Annotated in this window: 21 protein-coding genes and 1 pseudogene; 8 read left to right on the forward strand and 14 right to left on the reverse strand. The window is 71.8% G+C overall.

Annotation, left to right across the window (positions count from 1 at the left end):
• Positions 1-126: 126 nt before the first annotated feature.
• Complete coding sequence (locus MB828_RS31755; RefSeq protein ID WP_133023998.1) at positions 127-504, forward strand: DoxX family protein; 378 nt, start codon at positions 127-129, stop codon at positions 502-504.
• Complete coding sequence (locus MB828_RS31760; RefSeq protein ID WP_301651183.1) at positions 505-975, forward strand: peroxiredoxin; 471 nt, start codon at positions 505-507, stop codon at positions 973-975. It begins immediately after the preceding gene.
• A gap of 6 nt (positions 976-981) precedes the next feature.
• Here MB828_RS31760 and MB828_RS31765 read toward each other — a convergent pair whose 3' ends face one another.
• Both MB828_RS31765 and MB828_RS31770 read right to left on the reverse strand, forming a co-directional pair.
• On the reverse strand, positions 982-1,416 hold the full coding sequence (locus tag MB828_RS31765) for a cupin domain-containing protein (protein ID WP_301651184.1): 435 nt from the start codon (positions 1,414-1,416) through the stop codon (positions 982-984).
• A gap of 135 nt (positions 1,417-1,551) precedes the next feature.
• Positions 1,552-2,427: an oxidoreductase gene (locus MB828_RS31770; protein WP_301651185.1), complete on the reverse strand. Its 876-nt coding sequence runs from the start codon at positions 2,425-2,427 to the stop codon at positions 1,552-1,554.
• A gap of 162 nt (positions 2,428-2,589) precedes the next feature.
• Between MB828_RS31770 and MB828_RS31775 the strand changes: the two genes are divergently transcribed.
• Complete coding sequence (locus tag MB828_RS31775) at positions 2,590-3,462, forward strand: helix-turn-helix domain-containing protein (RefSeq protein ID WP_301651186.1); 873 nt, start codon at positions 2,590-2,592, stop codon at positions 3,460-3,462.
• Positions 3,463-3,466: 4 nt separating this feature from the next.
• Here MB828_RS31775 and MB828_RS31780 read toward each other — a convergent pair whose 3' ends face one another.
• On the reverse strand, positions 3,467-4,294 hold the full coding sequence (locus MB828_RS31780; RefSeq protein ID WP_301651187.1) for an aldo/keto reductase: 828 nt from the start codon (positions 4,292-4,294) through the stop codon (positions 3,467-3,469).
• 100 nt (positions 4,295-4,394) lie between these two features.
• Here MB828_RS31780 and MB828_RS31785 point away from each other — a divergent pair, with 100 nt between their 5' ends.
• Positions 4,395-5,459 carry a LacI family DNA-binding transcriptional regulator gene (locus MB828_RS31785; RefSeq protein ID WP_301651381.1) on the forward strand — a complete coding sequence of 355 codons (1,065 nt, stop codon included), beginning with the start codon at positions 4,395-4,397 and terminating at the stop codon, positions 5,457-5,459.
• Here the strand turns inward: MB828_RS31785 and MB828_RS31790 are convergent.
• From MB828_RS31790 to MB828_RS31805, 4 genes are all read right to left on the reverse strand, one after another.
• Entirely contained in the window at positions 5,422-6,786 is a 1,365-nt protein-coding gene (locus tag MB828_RS31790; RefSeq protein ID WP_301651188.1) for a glycoside hydrolase family 32 protein, read from the reverse strand. The genes MB828_RS31785 and MB828_RS31790 overlap by 38 nt on opposite strands.
• Positions 6,783-7,595 (reverse strand): carbohydrate ABC transporter permease, encoded by an 813-nt coding sequence (locus MB828_RS31795; protein WP_301651382.1) that lies wholly within the window; start codon positions 7,593-7,595, stop codon positions 6,783-6,785. The genes MB828_RS31790 and MB828_RS31795 overlap by 4 nt, the downstream gene beginning before the upstream one ends.
• Positions 7,596-7,695: 100 nt before the next feature.
• Positions 7,696-8,649 (reverse strand): carbohydrate ABC transporter permease, encoded by a 954-nt coding sequence (locus MB828_RS31800; protein WP_301651189.1) that lies wholly within the window; start codon positions 8,647-8,649, stop codon positions 7,696-7,698.
• On the reverse strand, positions 8,646-10,055 hold the full coding sequence (locus MB828_RS31805; RefSeq protein WP_301651190.1) for an extracellular solute-binding protein: 1,410 nt from the start codon (positions 10,053-10,055) through the stop codon (positions 8,646-8,648). The genes MB828_RS31800 and MB828_RS31805 overlap by 4 nt, the downstream gene beginning before the upstream one ends.
• A gap of 177 nt (positions 10,056-10,232) precedes the next feature.
• Between MB828_RS31805 and MB828_RS31810 the strand changes: the two are divergent.
• Positions 10,233-11,780, forward strand: a pseudogene (locus MB828_RS31810) (glycoside hydrolase family 32 protein).
• Here MB828_RS31810 and MB828_RS31815 read toward each other — a convergent pair.
• Positions 11,770-12,747 (reverse strand): aminoglycoside phosphotransferase family protein, encoded by a 978-nt coding sequence (locus MB828_RS31815; RefSeq protein ID WP_301651191.1) that lies wholly within the window; start codon positions 12,745-12,747, stop codon positions 11,770-11,772. The pseudogene MB828_RS31810 and the gene MB828_RS31815 sit on opposite strands and share 11 nt — an antisense overlap.
• Positions 12,748-12,880: 133 nt before the next feature.
• Here MB828_RS31815 and MB828_RS31820 point away from each other — a divergent pair, with 133 nt between their 5' ends.
• Entirely contained in the window at positions 12,881-13,846 is a 966-nt protein-coding gene (locus tag MB828_RS31820; RefSeq protein WP_133024010.1) for a TauD/TfdA dioxygenase family protein, read from the forward strand.
• Between the two features lies 1 nt (position 13,847).
• On the opposite strand, the gene MB828_RS31825 is transcribed toward MB828_RS31820, so the two are convergent.
• From MB828_RS31825 to MB828_RS31840, 4 genes are all read right to left on the reverse strand, one after another.
• Positions 13,848-14,891: an LLM class flavin-dependent oxidoreductase gene (locus tag MB828_RS31825; RefSeq protein ID WP_301651192.1), complete on the reverse strand. Its 1,044-nt coding sequence runs from the start codon at positions 14,889-14,891 to the stop codon at positions 13,848-13,850.
• 66 nt (positions 14,892-14,957) lie between these two features.
• Positions 14,958-16,460 carry a metallophosphoesterase family protein gene (locus MB828_RS31830; RefSeq protein ID WP_301651193.1) on the reverse strand — a complete coding sequence of 501 codons (1,503 nt, stop codon included), beginning with the start codon at positions 16,458-16,460 and terminating at the stop codon, positions 14,958-14,960.
• Positions 16,461-16,524: 64 nt separating this feature from the next.
• Entirely contained in the window at positions 16,525-17,442 is a 918-nt protein-coding gene (locus MB828_RS31835) for an MHYT domain-containing protein (protein WP_301651194.1), read from the reverse strand.
• A gap of 622 nt (positions 17,443-18,064) precedes the next feature.
• The gene (locus MB828_RS31840; protein WP_301651195.1) at positions 18,065-18,715 is read right to left on the reverse strand and encodes an NADPH-dependent F420 reductase; all 651 of its coding nucleotides are present in this window, start codon (positions 18,713-18,715) and stop codon (positions 18,065-18,067) included.
• Between the two features lie 196 nt (positions 18,716-18,911).
• Here MB828_RS31840 and MB828_RS31845 point away from each other — a divergent pair, with 196 nt between their 5' ends.
• Entirely contained in the window at positions 18,912-19,355 is a 444-nt protein-coding gene (locus MB828_RS31845; protein ID WP_301651196.1) for a GNAT family N-acetyltransferase, read from the forward strand.
• Positions 19,356-19,612: 257 nt separating this feature from the next.
• The gene (locus MB828_RS31850; protein ID WP_301651197.1) at positions 19,613-22,012 is read left to right on the forward strand and encodes a M4 family metallopeptidase; all 2,400 of its coding nucleotides are present in this window, start codon (positions 19,613-19,615) and stop codon (positions 22,010-22,012) included.
• 67 nt (positions 22,013-22,079) lie between these two features.
• Here the strand turns inward: MB828_RS31850 and MB828_RS31855 are convergent, their stop codons facing one another.
• Together MB828_RS31855 and MB828_RS31860 are read right to left on the reverse strand one after the other, a co-directional pair.
• Positions 22,080-23,246: a glycoside hydrolase family 64 protein gene (locus MB828_RS31855; protein ID WP_430381461.1), complete on the reverse strand. Its 1,167-nt coding sequence runs from the start codon at positions 23,244-23,246 to the stop codon at positions 22,080-22,082.
• Positions 23,247-23,441: 195 nt separating this feature from the next.
• Positions 23,442-24,197: a dienelactone hydrolase family protein gene (locus tag MB828_RS31860; protein WP_301651198.1), complete on the reverse strand. Its 756-nt coding sequence runs from the start codon at positions 24,195-24,197 to the stop codon at positions 23,442-23,444.
• Positions 24,198-24,248 lie beyond the last annotated feature (51 nt).

Consider the following 24,248-nt stretch of genomic DNA (forward strand, 5'->3'; position numbering starts at 1 on the left):
TGACATCCGAACGGTCGGCAGCACGCTGGACAAGCAGGACGCCACCTACTACCCGGAACAGGGCCCGGCACGGACCGGGACCGTACCGCCGGGTAATATCCGGCGCAGGTCGTCAGAGGAGGCTGCGTGTCCCGGTCCGAACGTTCACCCCTGTTGCTGGCGGGGCTGCTGGCCGCCGCCGGTGTCGCCCACTTCGCCGTGCCGAAGCAGTTCGACGCCACCATCCCCAAGGCCCTGCCGGGGTCGCCGCGGACCTGGACGTACGGGAGCGGCGCGGTGGAGCTGGCGCTGGCCGCGGGGATCGCGCTGCCCCGCACCCGCGCGGCGGCGGCCCGGGCGGCCGCCGCCTTCTTCGTCGGCGTGTTCCCCGCCAACGTGCAGATGGCCGTCGACTGGCAGAAGCGGCCCCAGCCGTACCGGACCGCGGCCCTCGCCCGGCTGCCGCTCCAGGTCCCCCTGGTGCTGTGGGCGCGCGGTGTCGCACGCAACGAGGAGGGCCGCTAGATGGCCGGAACCATCGAGGTCGGAACCACGGTCGAGGACTTCGCGCTGCCGGACGAGACCGGCACGGTCCGGACCCTCACGGAGCTGCTGGCCGACGGGCCGGTCGTGCTCTTCTTCTACCCGGCCGCCCTGTCGGCGGGCTGCACCGCGGAGGCCTGCCACTTCCGGGACCTCGCGGGCGAGTTCGCGGCCGCCGGCGCCCGGCCCGTCGGGATCAGCGGGGACACCGTGGAGCGCCAGCAGGAGTTCTCCGGCAAGCACACCCTCAACATGCCGCTGCTCTCCGACGCCGACGGCACGGTCCGGGAGCTGTTCGGCGTCAAGCGCGGCTTCTCGCTCGCCCCGACCCGGCGGGCCACCTTCGTCATCGCCCAGGACCGCACCGTCCTGGAGGTCGTCCGCAGCGAACTGCGCATGAACACGCACGCCGACCGGGCCCTCGCCGCGCTCCGCGCCCACGCGGGGGAGTGACCCGGGTCATTCGAAGTCGCAGCCCGGGTTGGGCACCGACTCCGCGTACGGCGACCCGTGCGGCAGCACGTACAGGACGTCCAGGACGAGGTCGGTGTCGCCCAGGTTGGCACCCAGGTGCACGTCACCGGCCCCGCCCGGCTCGTACACCGTGCCGCCCCGCCGGTACACCCCGTCCTCCGCGCAGTCCGAGTGGAAATGGCTGAGGGTGCCCTTCTGGACGTACCCGTAGACCGGTCCGTCGTGGTAGTGCCAGCCGGTGGTCTGGCCGGGCGGGACGGTGATCTCCCGCAGGACGTAGTCCGTGTCGCCGATGGTGGTCTCGCTGATCACCCGGCCGGTGACCCCGGGCCCGGCCGGGGTGGCATGGGCGGTGCCGCACGTCAGCAGGGTGCCGGCGGCCACCGCACCGGCCAGGGCGGTACGGAGCGCGATACGCATGTGGGGAGCCTCCTGAACCGAGGGAAGATCGAGACCCTCGTGAACTTAGGCCCCCAGGGGCCCTGTCGGGGCCGGAACGACGTCATCCGCATCCCTGCGGAGCCGCGCCCGCCGCGACAGGGGCGCCGTCGGCCGTCAGCCCGCGGCCCGCTGACCGATCCCGTCGAGTTCGACGACGGCGTCCTCGGGCAGCACCAGGGAGGCGGCGGCGATGTTCTCCCGCAGGTGCTCGGGGGAGGAGGTGCCCGGGATCAGCGCGATGTTCGGGGAGCGCTGCAGCAGCCAGGCCAGTGCCACCTGCTGCGCCGAGGTACCGAGCCGGTCCGCGACCTTGCTGAGCGTCTCGGACTGGAGCGGGCTGAAACCGCCCAGCGGGAAGTACGGCACGAAGGCGATGTTCTCGGCCGCGGTCCGCGCGACCAGCGCGTCGTCCTGCCGGTTGGCCAGGTTGTACATGTTCTGCACGGTGACCACGGGCGCGATCGCCCGGGCCTCGGCCAGCTGACCGGCCGAGACCGTGCTCAGCCCCAGGTGCCGGATCAGACCCGCCTCGCGCAGCTCCGCCAGCGCGCCGAACTGCTCGGCGACCGGGTCCTCGTTCGGGGTGTCCAGGTCCCCCAGGCGCAGGTTGACCACGTCCAGGGCCTCCACCCCGAGGTTGCGCAGGTTGTCGTACACCTGCGCCTTCAGGTCCTCGGGGTGCCGCATCATCACCCAGCTGCCGTCGGCGGCCCGCCGGGCGCCGACCTTGGTGACGATCCGCAGCTCCGCAGGGTAGGGGTGCAGGGCCTCCTTGATGATCTCGTTGACGACCACCGGGCCGTAGAAGTCGGCGGTGTCGATGTGCGTGATGCCCGCGGCGACCGCGGCGCGCAGCACCGCGACGGCCCGCGAACGGTCCTTCGGCGGGCCGAAGACGTGCGGGCCGGCCAGCTGCATGGCGCCGTAGCCGACGCGGGTGAGGGTCAGGCCGTCCGCCGGGGTCAGGGTTCCGGCGAGCTGTGCGGTCATGGTGTCGTGCCTCTCGGAAAGCGTTGGGGGCCACCGGCGGGACCGGTGTTCCCTCTCCTCACCGACCACCCTGCGGCGACCGCCTCCGCCGTGGCTAAGCCCCGGTGTTCCTGGGAGTGCCAGGGCCAGGCACCGCGCGGGGCCGGACCGTAGGGTGGGGGCGTGGACGGTTCGAACGCGCTCGGTGAGTTCCTGCGGGCCCGCCGCGCCCTGGTCCGGCCCGAGGACGTGGGGCTGCCCGGCGGCGGCCTGCGTCGCGTACCGGGGCTGCGCCGCGAGGAGGTCGCGATGCTCGCCGGCATCAGCTCCGACTACTACCTGCGGCTGGAGCAGGGCCGCGACCGCAACCCCTCCGTGCAGGTGCTCGAAGCGCTCGCCCGGGTGCTGGCCCTCGACCCCGACGCCACCGCCCACCTGGTGTCCCTGGCCCAGGACCGGCCCGCCGGCGTACGGGACCCGCGGACCCGCGCCCCGCACCGGACCGAACAGGTGCCGGCCAGCATCCTGCAGCTCATCGACGGCTGGACCCGCAACCCCGCCTACGTGCAGAACCGCTACCGGGACTGCCTCGCCGCCAACACGCTGTGCACGGCGCTGTCCCCGAACTACCGGCCCGGTGTCAACCTGCTGCGGGCCGTCTTCCTCGACCCCGCGGAACGGGCACTGCGCAGGGACTGGGACGACCTCACCCGGGAGGGCGTGGCCACCCTGCGCGCCTACGCCGGAGGCGACGCCGACGACCCGCGCCTGCGCGACCTGGTCGGCGACCTCTCGCTGCGCAGCGAGCGCTTCCGCACCCTCTGGGCCCGGCACGAGGTGCGGCCGCTGCGCGGCCGGGTCAGCCGGCTGACCCACCCGCTCGTCGGCGACCTGGAACTGCACTCGGACAAACTCGTCATGGACGGCACCGACGGGCTCGCTCTCGTCGTCTTCCACGCCGAACCCGGCAGCCGCGACGCCGAACTCATCGACATCCTCGGGAGCCTCACCGCGACCGGGGCCGGCCGGGAGGCGCGGGAGCCCATGGAGGAGTAGCGGATCAGAACTCCTCGTGTCCGTCAGGGTCACCGCCCAGCCGCTGGTGGACGCGTTCCGAGACGGCCGTCATCTGGGTGTCCCGCAGCTGGAAGCCGAACACGTCCAGGTTCGTCCGCTGCCGGCCGGCGTCCGCCGACTTCGGGATGGCGACGGCACCGAGCTGGACGTGCCAGCGCAGGATCACCTGCGCGGGCGTCACCCCGAGCGCCTGCGCCACGCCGACGATCGCGGGGTCGCTCAGCAGCCGCCCGTCCTGACCGAGCGGGCTCCAGCTCTCGGTGACGATGCCCTTCTCCGCGTGGAACGCCCGCAGTTCCTCCTGCGGGAACAGCGGATGCAGCTCCACCTGGTTCACCGACGGCAGCACCCCGGTCTCCTTCTCCAGCCGGCCGAGATGCTCCTCGGTGAAGTTGGAGACGCCGATCGAGCGCACCAGACCCTCCTCGCGCAGCCTGACCATCGCCCGCCACGAGTCGACGTACCTGCCGACCCGGGGGTTGGGCCAGTGGATCAGGTACAGGTCCACGTACTCCAGACCCAGCCGCCGCCGCGACTCCTCGAACGAGGCGAGGGTCTCCTCGTACCCGTGGTCGCGCCCCGGCAGCTTCGTCGTGACCAGCACCTCCTCGCGGGGCACACCGCTGCTCGCGACACCCCGGCCGACGCCGGCCTCGTTGCGGTAGTTCACCGCCGTGTCCACGAGCCGGTAACCCGTCTCGAGCGCGTCCCGGACGGCCCGCTCCGCCTGCGCGTCGTCCATCGGCCAGGTGCCCAGGCCGACCGCGGGGATCGTCGTGCCGTCGTTGAGCGTGTACTCCGGAATACTCATCGCGATGGGCCCTTCTCTCGACTGTGTCCACTTCCCACCCTCACGGATAGGGTGAGCGGTGATCAAGCGGGGCGGGCACGACGAGCGGACAGCGGGCGGCATGGGCGGCGGCGAGGGCAGGATCGGCGGCGGCGGTGGACGGCCCACGTCGAAGGACGTGGCCCGGCGCGCCGGCGTCTCGCACACGGCCGTCTCCTTCGTCTTCAACGGCCGCGCCGAGGGCAACCTGTCACCCGCCACCCAGGAACGCATCCGGGCGGCCGCCGTCGAACTCGGCTACCGGCCCGACCCCGTCGCCCGTGGCCTGCGCCGGCGCCGCACGGCCGTGATCGGACTGGTCACCGACGAGATCGCGTCCTCGCCCTTCGCCGGACGGCTGCTGCGCGGTGCCATGGACACCGCCTGGAACCACGACCACCTCGTCCTCACCATCGACACCGGCGGCGACCCGGCCAAGGAGGACGCGGCCGTCGCCGAACTCCTCGACCGGCGCGTCGACGGCATCATCTACGCGGCGATGTCGCTGCGCCGGGTGCGCGTCCCCGAGGGCCTGCACCGGACCCATTCCGTGCTCGCCAACTGCCTGCCCGAGGACGACTCGCTGCCTGCCGTCGTCCCGGCCGAGCGGGCCGGCGGCCGTACGGCGGCCCGGCTGCTCCTGGCGGCCGGGCACCGCAGGGTCGCGATGGTCGGCGGCCAGGGCGACATCGCCTCCGTCGAACGGCTGCGCGGCTTCCGGGACGCCCTGCGTGCCGAGGACGTACCGCTCCCGAAGGAGTGGGTCGTACGCACCGGAGGCGAGATCGCGGCCGGCTACGAGGGCGCCGCCCGGCTTCTCGACGGCGTCGCCCCGCACCACCGCCCGACCGGCCTCTTCTGCTACAACGACCGGGTCGCGGCGGGGGTCCTGCACGCGGCGGCCCGGCTCGGCATCGCCGTACCCGAGGAGCTGTCGGTGATCGGCTACGACGACCAGGAACACATGGCCGCGTTCCTCACCCCGCCGCTCACCTCGGTCGGCCTGCCGCACCGGGCGATGGGCGAGGCGGCGACCCGGCTGCTGCTCGACACCATCGACACCGGCCGCACCCCGCCCGCCACCGTCCGGCGCATCGCCTGCCCGGTGGTCAGCCGGTCGTCGGTGGGACGAGCTCCCACCCCATGACCTCGCCGGCCCCTTCGATCGTCAACTCCCGCACGTCACCGGGGCGTTGATACACCCGCTCGGTGACCGTCGCCCGGTCCGCCACGAACAGTTCGAGCAGCGAGCCGTCGACGAGGACCCGGACGGTGAGCCGTGCGTCCGGGGTGGTGGCGACGGTGACGGGCGCGGCGCCCTCCCGGCCGGCGCGCGGCCAGCCGGTGCGGTCCAGGGTGACGGTCCCGTGCCGGGGATCCAGCCGGATCGTCAGCCGGCCGCCGGCCGACCGGAGCAGGGTCACCGTCGTCCGGTCGTGCGCGGTGACCTCCAGGTCGTACGAGACCGGGAGCGGCCCCACGCCGAACGGGGCGGGCGCCCGCAGGAGTTCCAGTTCAGGGGCGGGGGTGACGCGCAGGCCGCCGTCGGGACGCGTGCCGACGACCCGGGGCGCGGTGAGCACACCCGCCCAGTCCCCGGGGGCGTCCCGGGCCTCCCACGACCAGCCCCACAGCAGGGCACGGCCGTCCTCCTGGAGCACGGCGGGTGCGTAGAAGTCCCGGCCGTGGTCGAGCCGCCCGCCGGTACGGGGCTCGAAACGCAGCCCCGCCTCGGCGTCCGGGACGAGACGGCCCGTCAGGTAGCCGGTGGAGCACGGGTCGCCGTCCCACAGGGAGACCACCAGGACGTGATCACCGTCGCCGGTCCGGAACAGCTGCGGGCACTCCCAGCCCACCGCCTTGTCGCCGAAGGCGTCCGCCGCGACCGGGTCGCCGCCGTCCAGCAGGACCCCGGTGAACCGCCAGTCGGTGAGGTCGTCGCAGTCGTACACGAGGACGGACGCGGTGCCGTCGGCGAGACCGGCGCCGACGAGGGCGTGGCGGCGGCCGGCGTGCCGGAAGACGAAGGGGTCGCGGAACATCACCACGTCGAGTCCCTCGGGCGGCGCGGAGACGACCGGGGCCGGCTCCGGGCGCCACCGGACGAGCAAGGGGTCGGCGGCCCGCGCCAGGCAGATCGTGCCGAGGCCGGTGTGGTCGTGGCCGACCCCGGTGTAGACGGCGGTCGGGGTGCCGTCGTCGTCGACCACGCACCCCGACCAGCAGCCGGCCTCGTCCGGGCCGCCCGGGGTCGGGGTGAGAGCGATCGGGTGGTGCTCCCAGCGGGCCAGGTCGGGGCTGGAGGCGTGGCCCCAGTGGACGTTCGCGTGCACGGGCGCGGCGGGGTTGTACTGGTAGAAGAGGTGGTAGCGGCCCTGCCAACGGAACGGCCCGTTGGGGTCGTTGAGCCAGTTGGCGGGCGGGCGGACCCGGAACCGCGGGGCGTTCGGGTCCTGGGGAGCGGCGGGGCTCAACGGTTGACTCCTGCGGAGGTGATGCCCTCGCGGAGAGGGCGCTGGCCGACGAGGAACACGGCGACGGCGGGGAGCATCGACAGCACGACACCGGCGAGGACGACCGAGACGGAGCCGGTGCCCAGGTTGCCCTGGAGGGAGACCAGGCCCAGCGGCAGCGTGTAGTTCTGGCCGGAGGTCTCGAGGATGAGCGGGCGGAAGAACTCGTTCCAGTGGTAGTTGAAGGCCAGCACGCCGACGATCGCCAGCCCCGGTGTGGCCAGCGGGGCGTACACGGACCGGAAGATCCGCCAGGGGCCCGCGCCGTCCAGCATGGCCGCCTCGCCGAGGTCCTTCGGCATGCCGAGGAAGTACTGCCGCATCAGGAAGGTGCCGAACGCGGTCGGGAACGCCGGGACGATCAGGCCGAGGAGGGTGTCGGTCAGTCCCATCGACTTCAGCACCAGGAACACCGGCACGATCGTGACCTGGAGCGGAACCATCATGGTCGCCAGCACCAGCCCGAACAGCGGTCGCCTGAAACGGAATTCGAGGCGGGCGAACGCGTATCCCGCGAGCCCGGCCGTGACCATCTGGCCGGCCGCGACCAGGGCGGTCACCAGGGTGGAGTTGAGAGCGAGCAGCCAGACGTCGATCTGGTCGAAGACGCCCCGGTAGGCGGCCGTGCTCGGGTGGGCCGGGATGATCCGCGGCGGCAGGTCGAAGGACTCGGCGGGGGTGCGCAGGGAGGTCGAGACGGTCCAGATGACCGGACCGAGCGTCAGCAGCGCGCACACCGTCAGTCCGGCGATCCGCGCCCAGGGCGTCAGCCGGTACCGGACGCTGCCGAGGGCAGGGGCCGCTTGGCTCGGGGTCGCTTGGCTCGTGGTGACTTGGCTGGTGGTGGCTTGGCTCAAGGGTCTCACCGGCTCACTGGTAGTGGACGAAACGCCGGCTGAGCCGGAACTGGACGGCGGTCACCGCCATGATCAGCACGAACAGCAGCACACCCACCGCGGACGCCTCGCCGAAGCGGAGCTGCTCGAAGGCCCGCTCGTAGATCACCATCACGACGGTGCGGGTGGAGTCGCCGGGGCCGCCGTCGGTCAGGACGTACGGCTGCTCGAAGACCTGGAGCGCGTTGATGATGCCGACCACCGAGGCGACCAGCAGGGTCGGCGACAGCAGCGGCAGCGTGATCGCGAGGTGCTTGCGCGGGCCGCTCGCGCCGTCCAGGGCGGCGGCCTCGTGGATCTCCTTCGGGATGTTGTTCAGACCCCCGACGAACAGCAGGAACGAGAAGCCGAACTGCTGCCACACATAGACGATGATCACCGTGGCCATCGCCCCGTGCTCCGAGGTCAGCCAGGGCACCGGCGCGACACCGACCAGCCCGATCAGCCAGTTGACCACGCCGAAGTCCTGGTTGAAGAGGTACTTCATCACCACCGAGATCGACGCGGCGGACAGCACCAGCGGGAAGAAGAACGCCGACCGGAAGACCGAGCGCAGCCAGCCGGGCATCCGGCCGTTCAGCGTGAGGGCCAGCGACAGCGCGATCACCAGTTGCAGGGCGACCGCGAGCACCATGAAGACGAGGGTGTTCCGGAACGAGACCAGGACGGTCGAATCGCTCGCGATCTCCCGGTAGTTGGCGCCACCGGCGAAACTCGGCGGATCTATCACGTTCCAGTCGAAGAAACTCAAGCCGATCGACCCGATGATCGGTACGACCGTGAAGACGACGATCCCGACGATCGTGGGCGTCAGGAAGAGCGCGGCCAGCAACCGCGTGCCGCGCTCCCGGGCCGGCGGCCGCACGGACACCGCGGGCGGAGCGGGCACGGAACGGGCCGGCCCGGCGGTGATCTGGGTGTTCGTCATAGGTCACGCTCCATGGCCTGCTCCAGGTCGCCCTGCATCCGGCGCAGCGCCGGCGCCACCGAGCGCGGACTCGCCAGCGCCGTCCCGGTGTACTTGAGCAGCACGTCGGTCACCTCGGCGACCTGCGGCGGAGCCGGGATCGGTCCGGTGTCGGGGAACTTGTCGAGGGTGTCGTAGAAGACCTGCCAGCGCGTCGGGCCGGTCTCCCGGTAGCGGCCGGCGGTGAGCATCGAACGCCGGGCCGGAGTCGTCTGGTTGGCAGCGAACAGCTCGGTCATCACGTCCTTGCGGGCCGCGTACTTGATGAACTCCCAGGCCGCGTCCTGTTTCTTCGAGGTCCGCAGCATCGCGTAGCCCGCCGCGCCGAACTGCATGCGCTGGGTACGCCAGCGCGGGAAGTACTGGACGTCGTAGGCGTCCGCCTTCATCCCGGCCAGATGCAGACCGCCCGCCCAGAAGCCGCCCGCCGGCGTCACCCCGACCCGGCCGGTGGAGAAGACCCCGACCAGGTTGGTGCCGTTGCCGCCCTCGGGCCGGGTGCACAGGTCCTCCTGGATGAGCGAGGCGAGGTAGTCGTACGCCTCCTCGACCCGGGCGGAGGTGGCCTGCGGGGTGGTCCAGCGGAAACCACCGCCCCGGCCCGCCCGGTCGGCCGCCGGGTAGAAGGTGTCCCACAGCCAGCTCCCGCCGGGCGCCCTGGACTCGGCGAGGAGACTGGCGCCGTTGTTGAACAGCCAGGGCACCACCCCGCCCCACAGCCGGTTGGTCCAGAAGTACGGGGTGAAGTGGGAGTCGCTCGACCGTTTCATCTCGCGCAGCAGCGCGGTGAAGTCGTCGCGGGTCCAGTCGGCCGGCGGGAAGCCCGCGCCGGCCCGCTTCAGCACCTGCTTGTTGAGGTACATGTCGGCCGCGTTGAACTCGACCGGCAGCTGGTGCAGGCTCCCCTCGTACATCATCGACTCCACCAGCGAGGGATGGACGTCGGCGAAGTACTCGCGCAGCTCGGCCGCGTCGCGCTTCACCCAGCGGTCCAGCGGCACCCCGAGGCGCCCGGCGAACAACTGCACGCCCTCGGTGGCGACATAGACCAGGTCGGGCGCGGTGCCCGCCGCGATCTGGGTGAGGATCTTCGCGAAGAAGTCCGACCAGTCCACGGCCTGCACGGCGTTCACCCGCAGCGGGACGTCGGGGTGCAGCCTCCGGAAGCCCGTGCTCAACGCGTGCACGGCGGCCGGGTCGAAGGCGGAACCGAGGGTGGCGACGACGAGTGAACCGTCGTCCCGGCCGGGTATGTCGGCCCCGGTGAGCCGGTCCCAGCTCGCGGCGGTACCGGCCAGCGCGGCGGCCCCCGCGCCGTAGGCGCCGTACCGCAGCAGGGCGCGGCGGGAGAGGTGCGAGTCGGTCATCCACATGCCTAACTCGTTTTAGGAAAGGTTCGATGCCCAGATGATGTGAAGGCGCCACAGGCCTGTCAAGGGTCGCGAAAGCTTGACCTTTAACGAGTTAGGTCTACAGTCCTGGATTCAGCCGGCCGGCTTCTGAGCCGCAGGGACGGCCGGTTGACACGAGAGGGACGATGCGTGATGCCAGGGCTGTCCAGAAGAGCACTGTTCGCCGGATCGGCCGCGGGGGCGACCGCCGCACTGCTGCCCACCACACCGGCCGCAGCCAGGACCAGGACCAAAGCCGTTCGCGGCTGCGCGAGTTACCGTGCCGCCTACCACTTCACGGTCCCCGACCAGTGGAAGAACGACCCCCAGCGCCCGGTCTGGATCGACGGCGAGTACCACTACTACTACCTCTACAACGCCGACTACCTGGACGGCGTCGTGGGCACCGCCTGGCGCCTCGCCACCAGCACCGACCTGGTCTCCTTCACCGACCGCGGGATCGCCGTGCCGAAGGACACCACCGTCAACGGCGACGTCTGGTCGGGCTCAGCCGTCGTCGACACCGGCGACACGGCGGGTTTCGGGGCGGGCGCGGTCATCGTGATCGTCACCATGTCACCCGGCGGCGGCACCGACCACCAGGAGCAGTTCCTCTACTCCTCCACCGACGGCGGCCGTACCTTCACCAACCACGGCACCGACCCGGTCCTGCCCAACCCGGGTGTCGCCGACTTCCGCGACCCCAAGGTCATCCGGGACCAGGTGCGCGACCGCTGGGTGATGGCCCTCGCCGAGCGGAACAAGGTCGGCTTCTACCACTCGGCGGACCTCAGGTCCTGGACGTACGCGGGCGGTTTCGTCAAGGACGGCATCGGCACCCTGGAGTGCCCCGACCTGTTCGAGATCACCGCCGACGACGGCACCGTCAAGTGGGTGCTGGGGGTGAGCGCGGACGGCACCGGCTCCGGACTGCCCAACACCTACGCCTACTGGACCGGTTCCTTCGACGGCAGCGCGTTCACCGCCGACGCCGCCGACCCGCAGTGGCTCGACCACGGCTGGGACTGGTACGCGGCCGTCACCTTCGAGAAGCGGGACCGCGCCGGCACCCTCGACGGCTCCGCACGCTACGCGGTGGGCTGGCTCAACGACTGGGCCTACCCGAACACCACCCCCACCATCGACTGAGACGGCTTCAACGGCACCGACTCCGTCGTCCGCGAGGTCACCCTGAAACATGCCTCCGACGGCTACCACCTCGCCTCCCAGCCCGTCGCCGCGCTCGACGCCCATGTCTCCCGCACGGTCGACCTCGGTGACCTGACCGTCGACGGCACCCTCCTCCTCGACTACACGGGCACGTCGTACGAGCTGACCACCGAGATCACCTGGTCCCAACTCACCGGCGCGGGCGCTCAGTTGCGCAGGTCGCCGGACGGCGGGCGGCACATCGACGCCGGGGTCTACGGCGACTACGCGTTCCTCAACCGGCGCAACACCGTGAACCCCGACACCAGCGGCGCCCGGCAGGAGAGCCACACCCCGTTCGACCTCGCCACGGGCTCGGTGAAACTGCGCATCCTCGTCGACCGCACCTCCGTGGAGATGTTCGTCGGTGACGGCCGCTACACACACTCCAGCGAGGTGTTCCCGTATCTCGTCGACGACCGGCTGGCGCTGTTCACCATCGGCGGTCCCGCGGTGTTCCGGAACACCGTCATCAGGGAGTTCACGGTGTGACGGCCGCGATCAGCCGGGACACCGCCGCGAGGTCCGGCACGTCGGCCAGCCGGGCGGCGACCTCACCGCTCCCGAACTCGCGCTGATCCGGGGGCAGTTCGGGGTCCACGGCGGCCTCGGCCTGGACGTGGACGTAGTTCAGGGCGGTCGCGAAGAGCAGGGCGAAGGACTCCGGGCCGCGGACGGTGGCGGGACCGCCCGCCCGCCGGTAGGCCCGGGTCAGGCGCCGGGCGGCGGCCGGGTCCGCCCGGTTGCCGCCCGACCACACGTACAGGGCCTGCGCGAACTCCCGTTCGGCGGAGACGGGTCCGGCGTTGTCCCAGTCGAGCAGCACGGGTCCGGCGGGGCCGGCCAGGACGTTCTGGGGCTGCAGATCGAGGTGCGAGATCACCCGGTCGCCCGCGTCGGACGGGCTCACCCACCGGGCCAGTTCCACGGCGGACGTGCCGATGAACCTGCCCAGCGCGTCCGCCCAGGGCAGCCCGGCCTCGGTCACCCTCGCGTGCAGGTCCCACCAGTCGGCCTCCGCGGGGCACCGCTCGTACCACTCGTGGGGTGCCTCCGTCGCGCCGGCGCCCGCCCGGTGCAGCAGGCCCATCGTCCGGCCGAACCAGTCCAGGACCACCGGGTCCCTGGGGTCCGCCCGGGTGCCCTCGATCCAGTCGTACAGCTTCACGTGGGCCACGCCGTCGGCAACCGGGACCCGGGTGACGTGGGCGCCCCGGCGGTCGGCGAACAGGCGCGGCGAGTCGATGCCCAGGCGTTCGGCGGCGAGCCGTAACCCGGCCTCCCGCGCCACGCTGTCCTCGTCGCAGCCGAAGAGCAGCTGCTTCGCGGCCCAGGCGGCACCGGCCGCGTTCGTGAGCTTCCAGATCCGGCCCAGCGCGCCCCGGGTGACGGGGGTCAGGGTCCAGGGGCCCGGTCCGAGCCCGTAGCGCTCGGCGATGAGGTCGGCCGTGTCATGCATGAGTCACTCCTCCGGTGCGGATCCGCTGCACTGCGATCATCACGCCGCCGACGCGTTCCGCAACGTCTTTTGCGGAGTGCGCCGGGCTGTCACGATCTTGGGGGAAGCGGTACCTACGACCATCGGAGCAGGCATGACGACGGACCAGGGCACGGCGGAGCGCACCGCGGGGGTCGGGGTGAACCCCGTCGCGGGGCACATCGGCGCCGAGATCACCGGGGTAGACCTCACCCAGGACCTCGACGACGCGGTGGTCGCGGTGATCCGGGAGGCCGTGCTCCGCTGGAAGGTCGTCTTCTTCCGCGACCAGCGGCTGGACCACGCGGGCCATGTCGCCTTCGCACGGCGCTTCGGCGAACCCGTCGTCCTGGGACGGCGCGGCAGCGCCTCACCCGCGGACTTCCCGGAAGTGGAGACCACCGCCGACCGGCTGGAGCTGGGCGGCCGCTTCGGGATGGAACACGAGGAGTGGCTCCAGCGGCGTCGGCACACCCTGCTGCGCGGCTGGCACTGCGACCACGGCGCCCGCATCGACCCGCCGGCGGCGACCGTCCTGCGCGCCGAGACCGTCCCGCCGTACGGCGGCGACACCACCTGGTCCAACCTCGCCGCCGCCTACGCCGGCCTCTCCGCACCCGTGCGCGCCTTCGCCGACGGACTGCGCGCCGAACACCGCCTCGGCGTCGGCTACCAGCCCCGCCCCGGCGACGACGCCTACCTCCGGCACCTGCTGGACCGCCAGGTGGCCTCGGTGCACCCGCTGGTGCGCGTCCACCCGGAGACCGGCGAGCGGGTGCTCTACGTCAACGGCTACTACGTCGAGCAGATCGTCGGCGTCTCCCGCCCGGAGAGCGCCGCGCTCCTCGAGATGCTCCTCGAACAGGCCGTACGACCGGAGTACACCGTCCGCTTCCGCTGGGAGCCGGGCAGCGTCGCCTTCTGGGACAACCGCGCGACCATCCACCTCGCGCCCAGCGACAACGCCCACCTCGGATTCCCCCGCGTCATGCACCGGGTGATGCTGCACGGCGAGGTACCGGTCGGCGTGGACGGCGAACCGTCGCAGCCGGTCACCGGCACGCAGCCGCGCCGCTGGTGAGTCAGACGGCGGCCGCGGGACGCCAGCCGAGCGCCGGGCCCAGGTGGGTCGCGATGTCGGTGAGGATCTGGACGTAGTCCTCGTGCTCGAAGGTGAACGGCAGCGCGAAGGCCACCTCGTCCACCTCGCGGAAACCGGCGTGCGCGTGCAGTCGCGCGGCGATCTCGGCCGACGTGCCGACCAGGTCCGGCGCGAACAGCAGCCGCGCCGGACCCTGCGGGGCCGTGGTGCGGGGCAGCCGCTTGGCCGCGTACGCCTCGTACCGGGCGCGCTGCTGGGGCGTCGCGGAATCGGTGGGGATCACCACCAGGCCCTGGGAGACCCGGGCCGCCTCGCCGTCGGGGTGGTGGCCGCGGAACTCGGCGATCTGCGAGCGCTGGATCTCCGCGAAGTCGTACGGTCCTTCGGCGCCGTCCGGCCCCTCGGCCTTGACCACACTGCTGGTCAGGAAGTTCATCCCGTTCTCGCCCGCCCAGCGCGCCGAGCCGAGGCTGCCGCCGCCGTACCAGAGGCGACGTCCGAGACCGGCGGAGTGCGGCTGGACCACGTCCGAGAAGACCTCGAAGCCCTCCACCCCGCTGAAGTCGGTGGCCGGCTCGCCGCGCACGAAGTCCAGCAGCCGCCGCACCCGCTCGTAGCCGAAGTCCTCGCTGTCCGCCGTGTCCGGGTAGAGAGCCTCCCTGACCTGCTCGTAGTGCATGGGCGGGCCCACGCTCACACCGGGGTTGAGCCGGCCGCCGGACAGCAGGTCGACGGTCGCCAGGTCCTCGGCGAGCCGCAGCGGGTTCTCCCAGCCCAGCGGGATCACCGCGGTGCCGAGCTCGATACGGCTGGTGCGCTGCGAGGCCGCCGCGAGGACGGCGACGGGCGACGAGATGCCGTACTGGAGGTGGCGGTGGCGCACCCACGCGCTGTCGAAGCCCAGCCGCTCGCCCAGCTCGATGATCTCCAGTGTGGACTCGTGCCCCTTGGCCGGATCCGCGCCGTCGAACAGGCCGATGGTGAGGAAGCCCAGTCTGCGCAGCGGGCGGGGGGTGGACGGCACGGGTCCTCCAACGGTCGTACGTCAGTTCTGCCCCGATTCTGGCACCAGAACATTGCGGGCGTGTGATCAGGCGAGCGGGATGACGATCTCGTCCTCGACCGGCGGGTCCAGTTCCTGCGGGCGGTTGCCGGTGGCGGCGAAGCAGCGCAGCCGCACCGCCTCCGGAGTGACGTCCAGACGCAGGAAGCACTTGAAGAACGGCGGGCTGTAGCTGACCGAGCCCGGCGAGAACAACTGGGTGTAGATCTTCTTCACCGGCAGCCGGAACCGGGAGCCCCGGTCCGGCCGGCTGCCGGTGCCGAGCAGGGTCGCCACCAGCCGGGCGCGGCGGGTGACCGGGGTGTCCGCGCTGGGGGTGCGGCCGGGCCGGATGCCCAGCCGCTCGGTGATCACGGCCGTGGCCTCCGCCGCGGTGAGGGTGAGGAGGCGGGGGAGCCGCAGCCGGCGGCCGTAGAGCCGGCTGTAGAAGGCGAGCGAGTCGCCGCGCAGCGGGTAGCAGCGGAAGTCGTCCTCGGTGACGTTCGCGACCGAGACCCTGGGAATGGTGTGGGTGGCGTGCATGAAGGCACCGCCGCCGCCCGCGACCACGTACTGGATGGTGCGGCCGCCCACGTCGACGGGGTAGCGCTGGTAGTTGTGGATGTCGCCGCCGATCGCCGCGACGTAGTGGTGCGCCGGGTCGCGGACGACGTCGTCCACGGTGCCGCCGCCCTCGACCGGGCACGGGTGGTGTTCGCCGTCCACGTACAGCGGGGAGCCGGTGACCAGGATCTTCGGGCGCGGTCCCCGGGACACCTCGCGCAGCCAGGCGCCCTGTTCGGCGTCGATGGTGCCCAGCAGGCCGGTGTCGATGCCGACGATCCGGACCGGTCCGGCGTCGATCGCCCAGTAGGGGCCCGGCTGTACGGCCCTCTGTTCCGGTGCCGACCGCAACTTCCGCGCCTGCGCCAGCAGTTCCTCGTCCGCCGGGCGCGGCCGGTGCCACAGCAGGGTGCGCCACCAGGCCCGGGTGAGCGGACGCGGCTTCGGTTCGGCGGCCAGGGGCGGGGCGTCGTCGCAGAAGACGCGCATGAACGCGCCGAGGTCCTCGTACCAGTCGTGGTTGCCCGGTATCGCGTAGATCGGCGCCGGGTAGTCCTGGTACGGGCGGAAGAACTTCGGGCCGTAGTCGTCGGTGGCGCCGACCGGGTAGATCACGTCGCTCGTGATCACCGCGAAGTCGGTGCCCTGACTCACCTTCAGGAAGCCCGGCACCACGGCGTACTGGGAGTCGTCGCCCTCACCCGGATCGCCGATCACCATGAACGAGAAGCGCTCGCCCTCGTGCTGCCTGATCACCTTGTCGGCGGGTGCCCCGGCGGCCTCCCGCTCGGCCACCCAGCGGCCGCGGGTACGGCCGGTCGGGTCGCCGAACCAGGAGGCCAGCACGCCGTTGCGGGCGGCCCACATGGTCCCGGGGTCGAACCAGAACAGCTTTTCGACATGGTCCGGCATCAGCCGGCGGTAGGCACCCCGCTCGGCCGCGCCCCAGCCGGCGCCTTCTGCGGTATCGCGTGAGGAGTCAGACACTCCGGAACCGTAGCAACGATCAACGAAGTGCCGAGGTGCGGGGGTTGACGCGGCGCGGGCCGGGTCACCACCGCTCGGGGTGCGAGGGGGTGCCGTGGGGCGCCGGGGTGCCCGGTGCGGGGCGGGTCGGGCGGCCGTCCCGGTTCCTGGGGGTGCGGCCGCCGCGCGGGCCCGGCGGCCGGGAGCGGGGCGCCCGGACCGGCGGGGCGGCGTCCTGCTTCGCGGGCTCCCGGCTCCAGTCGCCCTCGCCGAGCACCAGCAGCGGGTCGAACATCACCACCACCCCCGCCAGCAGCAGGAACACCACCGGGCCCAGCAGCATGGGCAGCAGCAGCGAGGTCGACGACGTGCTCGGCCAGGCGGTGACGGAGGCCGGATGCACCTCGACGCTCACCGCGGCCATCGCGGTGAAGTGCATGCCGGACACCGCGAGGCCCATCACCAGGCTGGCGCCCAGGCTCGCCGTGAAGCCGCGGACGGACACGGCCGCCCAGAGCGCCGCGGTGGCCGCCGCGATCGCGATCAGCACCGAGAGGGCTACCGTGACCCCGTCATAGTGAACCGCTCCGTCGAGGCGGAGCGCGGACATGCCCAGGTAGTGCATGGCGGCCACGCCGAGCCCGGTGACGACGCCCGCGGCCCAGAGGGTCCCGGCGGTCGCGCCGCGGTAGCCGACCGCGAAGACGCCGATGCCGACCACCACGATCGCCACCGCGAGGCTGAGCAGGGTGAGGCCGGCGTCGTAGTGGATCGTGGTCTCCCGGACGTGGAAGCCGATCATCGCGATGAAGTGCATCGTCCAGATGCCGCAGCCGATGGAGGCCGCCCCGAGGGCGAGCCAGCCGGGGCGCCACGACTGCCCGTGGTGGTAGAGCGACCTGACGATGCAGCGCAGCCCGAGGGCTCCGCCCAGGCAGGCCATCAGATAGGCCGCCACCGGAGTGACCGCGCCGTAGTGGAACCCGTCGATGGTGCCGTGCATATGTGCAACTCCCCCCAGAGTCACGGCCATTGTGGGGCAAGGTACTACGCGCCGGGGGCGTGCGCCGGGAGGTTCGCCAGGACGCCGGCCACACCTCGGGTGTCACCGCCCGACACGCCGGCCACAACAACGACTTCCGGCCACGCCGAGGGGGTCGATGGGGCCGAAGGGGTCGATGGGGGCGATGGGGGCGGTGGGGCCGACGGGGTCGGTGGGGCCGACGGGGTCGAGGGGGCCGATGGGGTTGATGGCGCCGATGGGGCCGGCAAGCCGATGGGGTAGATGGGCCGGCGGGGCGGACGGGGCCGACGGGGTAGATGGACCGACGGGGCGGACGAGGCCGATGGGGTAGATGGGCCGACGGGGCCGATGGGGGTGACGGGCCGACGGGGTTGATGGGGCGACCGGCCGACGGGCCGAGGGGGCGACTGGCCGAGAGGCCGAGGGGGCGACGGGGCGACGGGCCGAGGGGGCGACTGGCCGAGAGGCCGAGGGGGCGACGGGGCGACGGGCCGAGGGGGCGACTGGCCGAGGGGTTGATGGGGCGACGGGCCGAGGGGCCGAGGGGGCGACGGGCCGGCGAGGTCGGCGGAGGGAAGCGGTGGGAGTGGGTGGGGGTGGGTCAGGGGGCGACGATCTTGAGTGCGCTCATCCAGTCGTGCCCCTCGGGGCGCGTCTGCAGAGCCATGTGCAGCAGCTGGATGCCCTCCAGCTCACGGGCGTGCCGCAGACCGCCGACGATCACCGGGTTGAGCCCGCCGGAGGCGGCCAGTTCGGCGACCTGGTTCCGGGCCGCCTCGTTGTCGCCCGCGATGAACACGTCCAGGGGCAGCCCGCCGACCTCGCCGGCGACCAGCGCGCCCGCGAAGGTGGTGTTGAAGGCCTTCACCACATGGGTGCCCGGCGCCGCGGCCTTCGCGAGCTGCTGCGCGGCGGAGCTGTCCGCGGGCACCGTGAGCGAGTCGAAGGTGGCGAAGTCCACGGGGTTGGAGATGTCGACGACGGTCTTCCCGACGAGCCGGTCCGCGTACTCGGTCACGACCTGCCGGGCCGCGTCGAACGGCACGGCCAGCACCACCACGTCCGCGGACCCGACCGCGTCCGGCACGGCGGGTTCGACATTCGCCCCCGCCACCCGCTCGGCCAGGGCTTTCGCGAGGACGTCGGCCTTGGCGGGATCCGTGCCGATCAGCCGGACGGTGTGCCCGCCGGCCAGTGCCCGGGTGGCGATACCGCCCGCCATGTTGCCCGTGCCGACGATGTAGACCCGCATGGCAAGCCCCTTCCAGTGGGGGGGTGGGAGCCGTCGAGGACCGGCCGGCGCGAGGCCGCCGCACTCCGACCGAACCAGAATAAAACGCCCAGCTCACCACAGCTCGGGCTGGCGGTGCGAAGGGCCGCACGCGGCCCCTCTTCCTGCCCCCGCCCCGGCCGGCCGTGCGTCGGACGTGCTGGATAGCGTGGGGATCATGGGGAAGTGGGAGATGCGGCCGGCGTCGTCGGCGGACGTCGAGGCGGTGGCCGAACTGCGCGCCGTCGTGCTGCGTGCCGATCTGGAGCGGCTCGGGCGGTACGACCCGCGGCGGGTGCGGCAGCGGCTGCGGGACGGGTTCGACGCGGACCGCACGCGGGTGATCGAGGTCGACGGCGCCTTCGCCGGCTGTGTGGCGCTGCGGCCCGACGGGGACGCGCTCTGGCTGGAGCACTTCTACCTGGCTCCCGCGCTCCAGGGGGCCGGGATCGGCTCGGGCGTGCTGCGTGAACTGCTGGCGGAGTGCGACCGCGACGGTTCCCGGGTCCGGCTGAACGTCCTGCGGGGCAGCGCGGCCAGGCGGCTCTACGAGCGGCACGGCTTCACCGTCGAGTCCGAGGACCCGGTGGACGTCTTCATGGTGCGCCTGCCGTCCGCGTGAGCGCGGGGCCGCGTGAACCACCCCCCGACGCATAGGGAAAACCCTCGAATGACCTCGACGCGGCTGACATGTGCGGGTCAAAACTGGAATCCTCGCTGAACACACGCTTCCCCCAGGGCGTGTCCACGGATCCCGGACCACGCATCCCGGTCCCCGGATCCCGGTTTCCCGCACAGCTCAGCTCGTCCCGGACAGCACACCCGTCTGCCCGGTCCCTCACCGGCCGCGACCCGGCGGCCGAAGCAGGAGGAGTTCGAGTGAGACGTCTTCCCCACAGACGCGCCACGGTCGGGGCCGCCCTGGTCTCCACCGCGGCCTTCCTCGCCGTCGGCATCCAGTCGGTCCCGGCGAACGCCCAGCCCGCCACCCCCCACCCCAGCCCCCTGCGCACCGGCGGCCTGGAAGCCAAGCTCACCCCCACCCAGCACACCGCGCTCCTCAAGAGCGCCCGGCAGGGGACCGCGGCGACCGCCCGCACCATCGGCCTCGGCGCCAAGGAGAAACTGGTCGTCAAGGACGTCGTCAAGGACAACGACGGCACGCTGCACACCCGTTACGAGCGCACCTACGACGGCCTGCCCGTCCTCGGCGGCGACCTGGTCGTGCACACCCCGCCCGCCTCGCTCGCGGCCGGCACGGTGAGCACCACCTTCAACAACAAGCACACCATCAAGGTCGCCTCGGTCAGCCCGACCGTCACCAAGGCGGCCGCCGCGACCAAGGCGCTCACGGCCGCCAAGGCCCTCGACGCCACCAAGGCCACCACCGACAGTGCCCGCAAGGTGATCTGGGCCGGCACCGGCACCCCGAAACTCGCCTGGGAGACCGTGGTCGGCGGGTTCCAGGACGACGGCACGCCGAGCCAGCTGCACGTCATCACGGACGCGACGACCGGCAAGGAGCTGTACCGCTACCAGGCAATCAAGTCCGGTACCGGCAACACCCAGTACAGCGGCACGGTGTCCCTGTCGACCACGCTGTCCGGTTCGACGTACCAGCTGTACGACACCACGCGCGGCGGCCACAAGACGTACACCCTGAACAACGGCACGTCGGGCACCGGCACGCTGATGACCGACTCCGACGACGTCTGGGGCACCGGATCCGGCTCCAACACCCAGACCGCCGGCGCCGACGCGGCCTACGGAGCCCAGGAGACCTGGGACTTCTACAAGAACACCTTCGGCCGCAGCGGCATTAAGAACGACGGTGTCGCCGCCTACTCGCGCGTCCACTACAGCACGGCGTACGTCAACGCCTTCTGGGACGACGACTGCTTCTGCATGACCTACGGCGACGGCACCAGCAGCACCCACGCCCTGACCTCGCTGGACGTGGCCGGCCACGAGATGAGCCACGGCGTCACCTCCAACACCGCCGGCCTCAACTACACCGGCGAGTCCGGTGGGTTGAACGAGGCGACCTCCGACATCTTCGGCACCGGCGTGGAGTTCTACGCCAACAACTCCACCGACGTCGGCGACTACCTCATCGGCGAGAAGATCGACATCAACGGCGACGGCACGCCGCTGCGTTACATGGACAAGCCGAGCAAGGACGGCTCGTCGGCGGACAGCTGGTACTCCGGGGTCGGCAACCTCGACGTGCACTACTCGTCGGGCCCGGCGAACCACATGTTCTACCTGCTCTCGGAGGGCAGCGGCACCAAGACCATCAACGGCGTCACCTACACCAGCACCACCTCCGACGGCGTCGCCGTGGCCGGCATCGGGCGGGCCGCGGCCCTGCAGATCTGGTACAAGGCGCTGACGTCGTACATGACGTCGAGCACCAGCTACTCGGGTGCCCGCACCGCCGCCCTGAACGCGGCCGCCGCCCTGTACGGCACCAGCTCCACCCAGTACGCCGGGGTCGGCAACGCGTTCGCCGGCATCAACGTCGGCAGCCACATCACCGTGCCCACCTCGGGCGTCACGGTCACCAACCCGGGCAGCCAGTCCTCCACCGTGGGCACCGCGGTGAGCCTGCAGATCTCGGCGAGCAGCACCAACAGCGGCTCGCTGACCTACGCGGCGACCGGACTGCCGACCGGCCTGTCCATCTCCAGCTCGACCGGCGCCATCACCGGCACGCCCACCACGGCGGGCACCTACAGCACCACCGTCACGGTGACCGACTCCACCGGCGCCACCGGTACGGCGTCCTTCACCTGGACGGTCAGCTCGTCCGGCGGCGGCTCCTGCACCTCCTCGCAGCTGCTCGGCAACAACGGGTTCGAGTCGGGCAGCACCACCTGGACCGCCTCCAGCGGCGTCATCACCAACTCCAGCAGCGAGTCGGCGCACGGCGGCTCCTACTACGCCTGGCTCGACGGCTACGGCTCCACCCACACCGACACGCTCTCCCAGTCGGTGACCATCCCGTCCGGCTGCACCAACACCACGTTCACCTTCTACCTGCACATCGACACCGCCGAGACCACCACCAGCACCCAGTACGACAAGCTGACGGTCACCGCCGGTTCGACCACCCTGGCCACGTACTCCAACCTGAACGCGGCCTCCGGGTACCTGCAGAAGTCCTTCAGCCTCGGGTCCTACGCGGGCTCGACCATCACCCTGAAGTTCAGCGGTGTCGAGGACTCCTCGCTCCAGACCAGCTTCGTCGTCGACGACACCGCCGTCACGACCGGCTGACGCACCCCAGCCGAGCGGCCCGCGACCGGACTCCGGTCGCGGGCCGTTCCGTTGCGCCCCTGTCAGCTCAGCTCAGCGGGTCCAGGGTGAGGTACGCCTGCTGCGGGTTGCCGTCGTTGACCAGCGACTCCTGGTTGCCCACGTCGTCGAAGGCGAAGGCGTACGCCTTGCCGTCGGCCATCTGCGCGTGGATCTTGCGCGCGTAGTGGTTGGTGACGGTGTCGAGGTAGAAGTCCGCCGGGTTGGTGTCCGGCTGGCTGGAACTCGTCAGCAGGGTCGAGCGGTTGAAGCCCGCGCACAGGGTGCGGGAGATAGGTCCGCGCACCTGGTCGTTGGGTGCGTCGAGCAGGTTGTGGCAGCCGAAGACGCTGCCGGCGTCCGGCTTCTGGAAGCTCGTCACCACCGCGCCCGAGGAGTTGGTGAAGTTCATGACGTTGCCCGCCACCCGGCCGTAGTACTTGGTGTTCGGCTGGTCGGCGAACGGGGTGACGGTCAGGGTCGACGAGGCGTACTTCGACCAGACCCGGTTGACGTAGTCGTCCATCACGGTCGACGGGAGTGCCCCGGTCTCCACGCCGTACAGCGGGGAGAGCGCCCGCAGCACGGTGCCGTCGGAGCGGGTCTGGACCAGGTTGGCCCAGCCGCCCGGCTGTCCGCGCAGGGCGTTGAAGAACCCGTTGTAGCCGCCCGACTTGAGGTGCCCGGTGGAGGCCGTGCTGCCGTCGGAGCGCTGCACCCCGACCGCGTACGGCACCGAGAACATGTCCACCTGGGTGCTGTTGATCCACAGACCAGAGTCGTTCAGCGTGTACTCGGACCAGTTGAAGAGGATGTTGCGGTTGGGGTCGGTCGGGTTCTGCACGGCGGGCTGCACCAGTCCGCCGGTGGTCAGCCGGAAGTCGAGTTTCTGGCCGTAGGAGAAGTAGATCCGGCCGGAGAACTTGGGGATCCGGATCGTCTTGGACTGACCCGCCGCCGGGCCCGTGATCGAGGCGTCCGGAGCGGGGGTCGGCGGGTTGCCGCCGGCCGGCCAGGCGTGGAAGGTGCCGTTCGCGTCGGCGTAGCCCTGCTTCCCGGAGGAGAGCTGGGTGCCGAGGTCGTAGACGTACACCTGGTCGCCGCGGCCCGAATTGTTGGTGATCTTCAGCGGGATCGTGTCCGGTACCGCCGCGTCGGCCTGGTGCGGGGTGCCCAGGGTGAGCGCCCCGCCGAGCAGCGCCGCCGTGGCCGCCAGGGGCAGCGTCCGGCGTGCGAGTCCTGTGCGCACTCTCCACCTCCGTGTGGGGTCGGGGTTGGTACGGAAATTGGTCCGGACCAATTCTGAGAGCGCTCTCAGGGTGGGCGGTGAGGTGGGTACATGTCAATGCGCGGGACGAAAGTCGGGGCCCCCGCCGGTCGGCGAGGGCCCCGTGACGCGGACGCGATCGGATCAGAAGGTGCGCTTCAGCAGACCGAGCAGCGCGTCCCAGTGCCGCTCGGACGCCTCGGCTGAGTAGGCAGGGGTGTCGGCCTGGGTGTAGCCGTGCGCCGCGCCCCGGTAGATCTCGCAGGTGTTGCGGACCCCGGCGGCGTCGAGCGCCTCCTGGAAGGTCCGGATCTGCTCCTCGGTCATCGACTGGTCCTGGTCCGCGAAGCCGAAGTACAGCTCGGCGGTGACCCGGTCGGCCAGCAGGTGCGGGCTGTCCGCGTCGTCGCTGACCATCCGGCCGCCGTGGAAGCCGCCCACGGCCGCGACCCGGTCGGGGAACGCGGCCGCGGTCCGCATCGCGAGCCGGGTGCCCATGCAGTAACCGGTGATCGCCACCGGCCCGTCGGCGACCAGCGGGCTCCCGGCCAGCCAGTCGAGGTAGGCGGCCGAGTCCCGGTCGACGAGGTCCGGGGTCAGCGACGTCATGATCGGCATGATCCGCTGCCAGATCGTCGGGTCCACGGAGGGGTCGATGAACTCGGGGAGGTCGATGACCGGGGTCCGGCCGTGGCGGTAGAAGACGTTGGGGACCAGCACCGTGTAGCCCTCGCCGGCGAGCCGGTCCGCCATCGACTTCAGGTGCGGGCGGATCCCGAAGGCGTCCTGGTAGAAGAGCACACCCGGGTGGGGGAGTCCGTCGGCCGGGTGGGCCAGGTAGGCGTCGGCGACACCGTCCGCGGTGGTGATGTCCACGTCGGTTCCCTGTACGGCGGTCATGGCGCAAGTGCCTCTCTGTGGAGTCGGCGTCGGGGTGCGGGACACCCGGCG

Origin of the sequence: Streptomyces arenae (assembly GCF_022343545.1) — a bacterium.
Taxonomy (GTDB): domain Bacteria; phylum Actinomycetota; class Actinomycetes; order Streptomycetales; family Streptomycetaceae; genus Streptomyces; species Streptomyces humi.

Excerpts from the sequence above, each read along its gene's own strand:
- MB828_RS31805 (WP_301651190.1), bottom strand. The coding sequence starts at position 10,055 with ATGACCGACTCGCACCTCTCCCGCCGCGCCCTGCTGCGGTACGGCGCC.
- MB828_RS31845 (WP_301651196.1), top strand. The coding sequence starts at position 18,912 with ATGGGGAAGTGGGAGATGCGGCCGGCGTCGTCGGCGGACGTCGAGGCG.
- MB828_RS31860 (WP_301651198.1), bottom strand. The coding sequence starts at position 24,197 with ATGACCGCCGTACAGGGAACCGACGTGGACATCACCACCGCGGACGGT.
- MB828_RS31815 (WP_301651191.1), bottom strand. The coding sequence starts at position 12,747 with ATGCATGACACGGCCGACCTCATCGCCGAGCGCTACGGGCTCGGACCG.
- MB828_RS31760 (WP_301651183.1), top strand. The coding sequence starts at position 505 with ATGGCCGGAACCATCGAGGTCGGAACCACGGTCGAGGACTTCGCGCTG.
- MB828_RS31765 (WP_301651184.1), bottom strand. The coding sequence starts at position 1,416 with ATGCGTATCGCGCTCCGTACCGCCCTGGCCGGTGCGGTGGCCGCCGGC.
- MB828_RS31820 (WP_133024010.1), top strand. The coding sequence starts at position 12,881 with ATGACGACGGACCAGGGCACGGCGGAGCGCACCGCGGGGGTCGGGGTG.
- MB828_RS31785 (WP_301651381.1), top strand. The coding sequence starts at position 4,395 with ATGGGCGGCGGCGAGGGCAGGATCGGCGGCGGCGGTGGACGGCCCACG.
- MB828_RS31835 (WP_301651194.1), bottom strand. The coding sequence starts at position 17,442 with ATGCACGGCACCATCGACGGGTTCCACTACGGCGCGGTCACTCCGGTG.
- MB828_RS31840 (WP_301651195.1), bottom strand. The coding sequence starts at position 18,715 with ATGCGGGTCTACATCGTCGGCACGGGCAACATGGCGGGCGGTATCGCC.
- MB828_RS31800 (WP_301651189.1), bottom strand. The coding sequence starts at position 8,649 with ATGACGAACACCCAGATCACCGCCGGGCCGGCCCGTTCCGTGCCCGCT.
- MB828_RS31770 (WP_301651185.1), bottom strand. The coding sequence starts at position 2,427 with ATGACCGCACAGCTCGCCGGAACCCTGACCCCGGCGGACGGCCTGACC.
- MB828_RS31780 (WP_301651187.1), bottom strand. The coding sequence starts at position 4,294 with ATGAGTATTCCGGAGTACACGCTCAACGACGGCACGACGATCCCCGCG.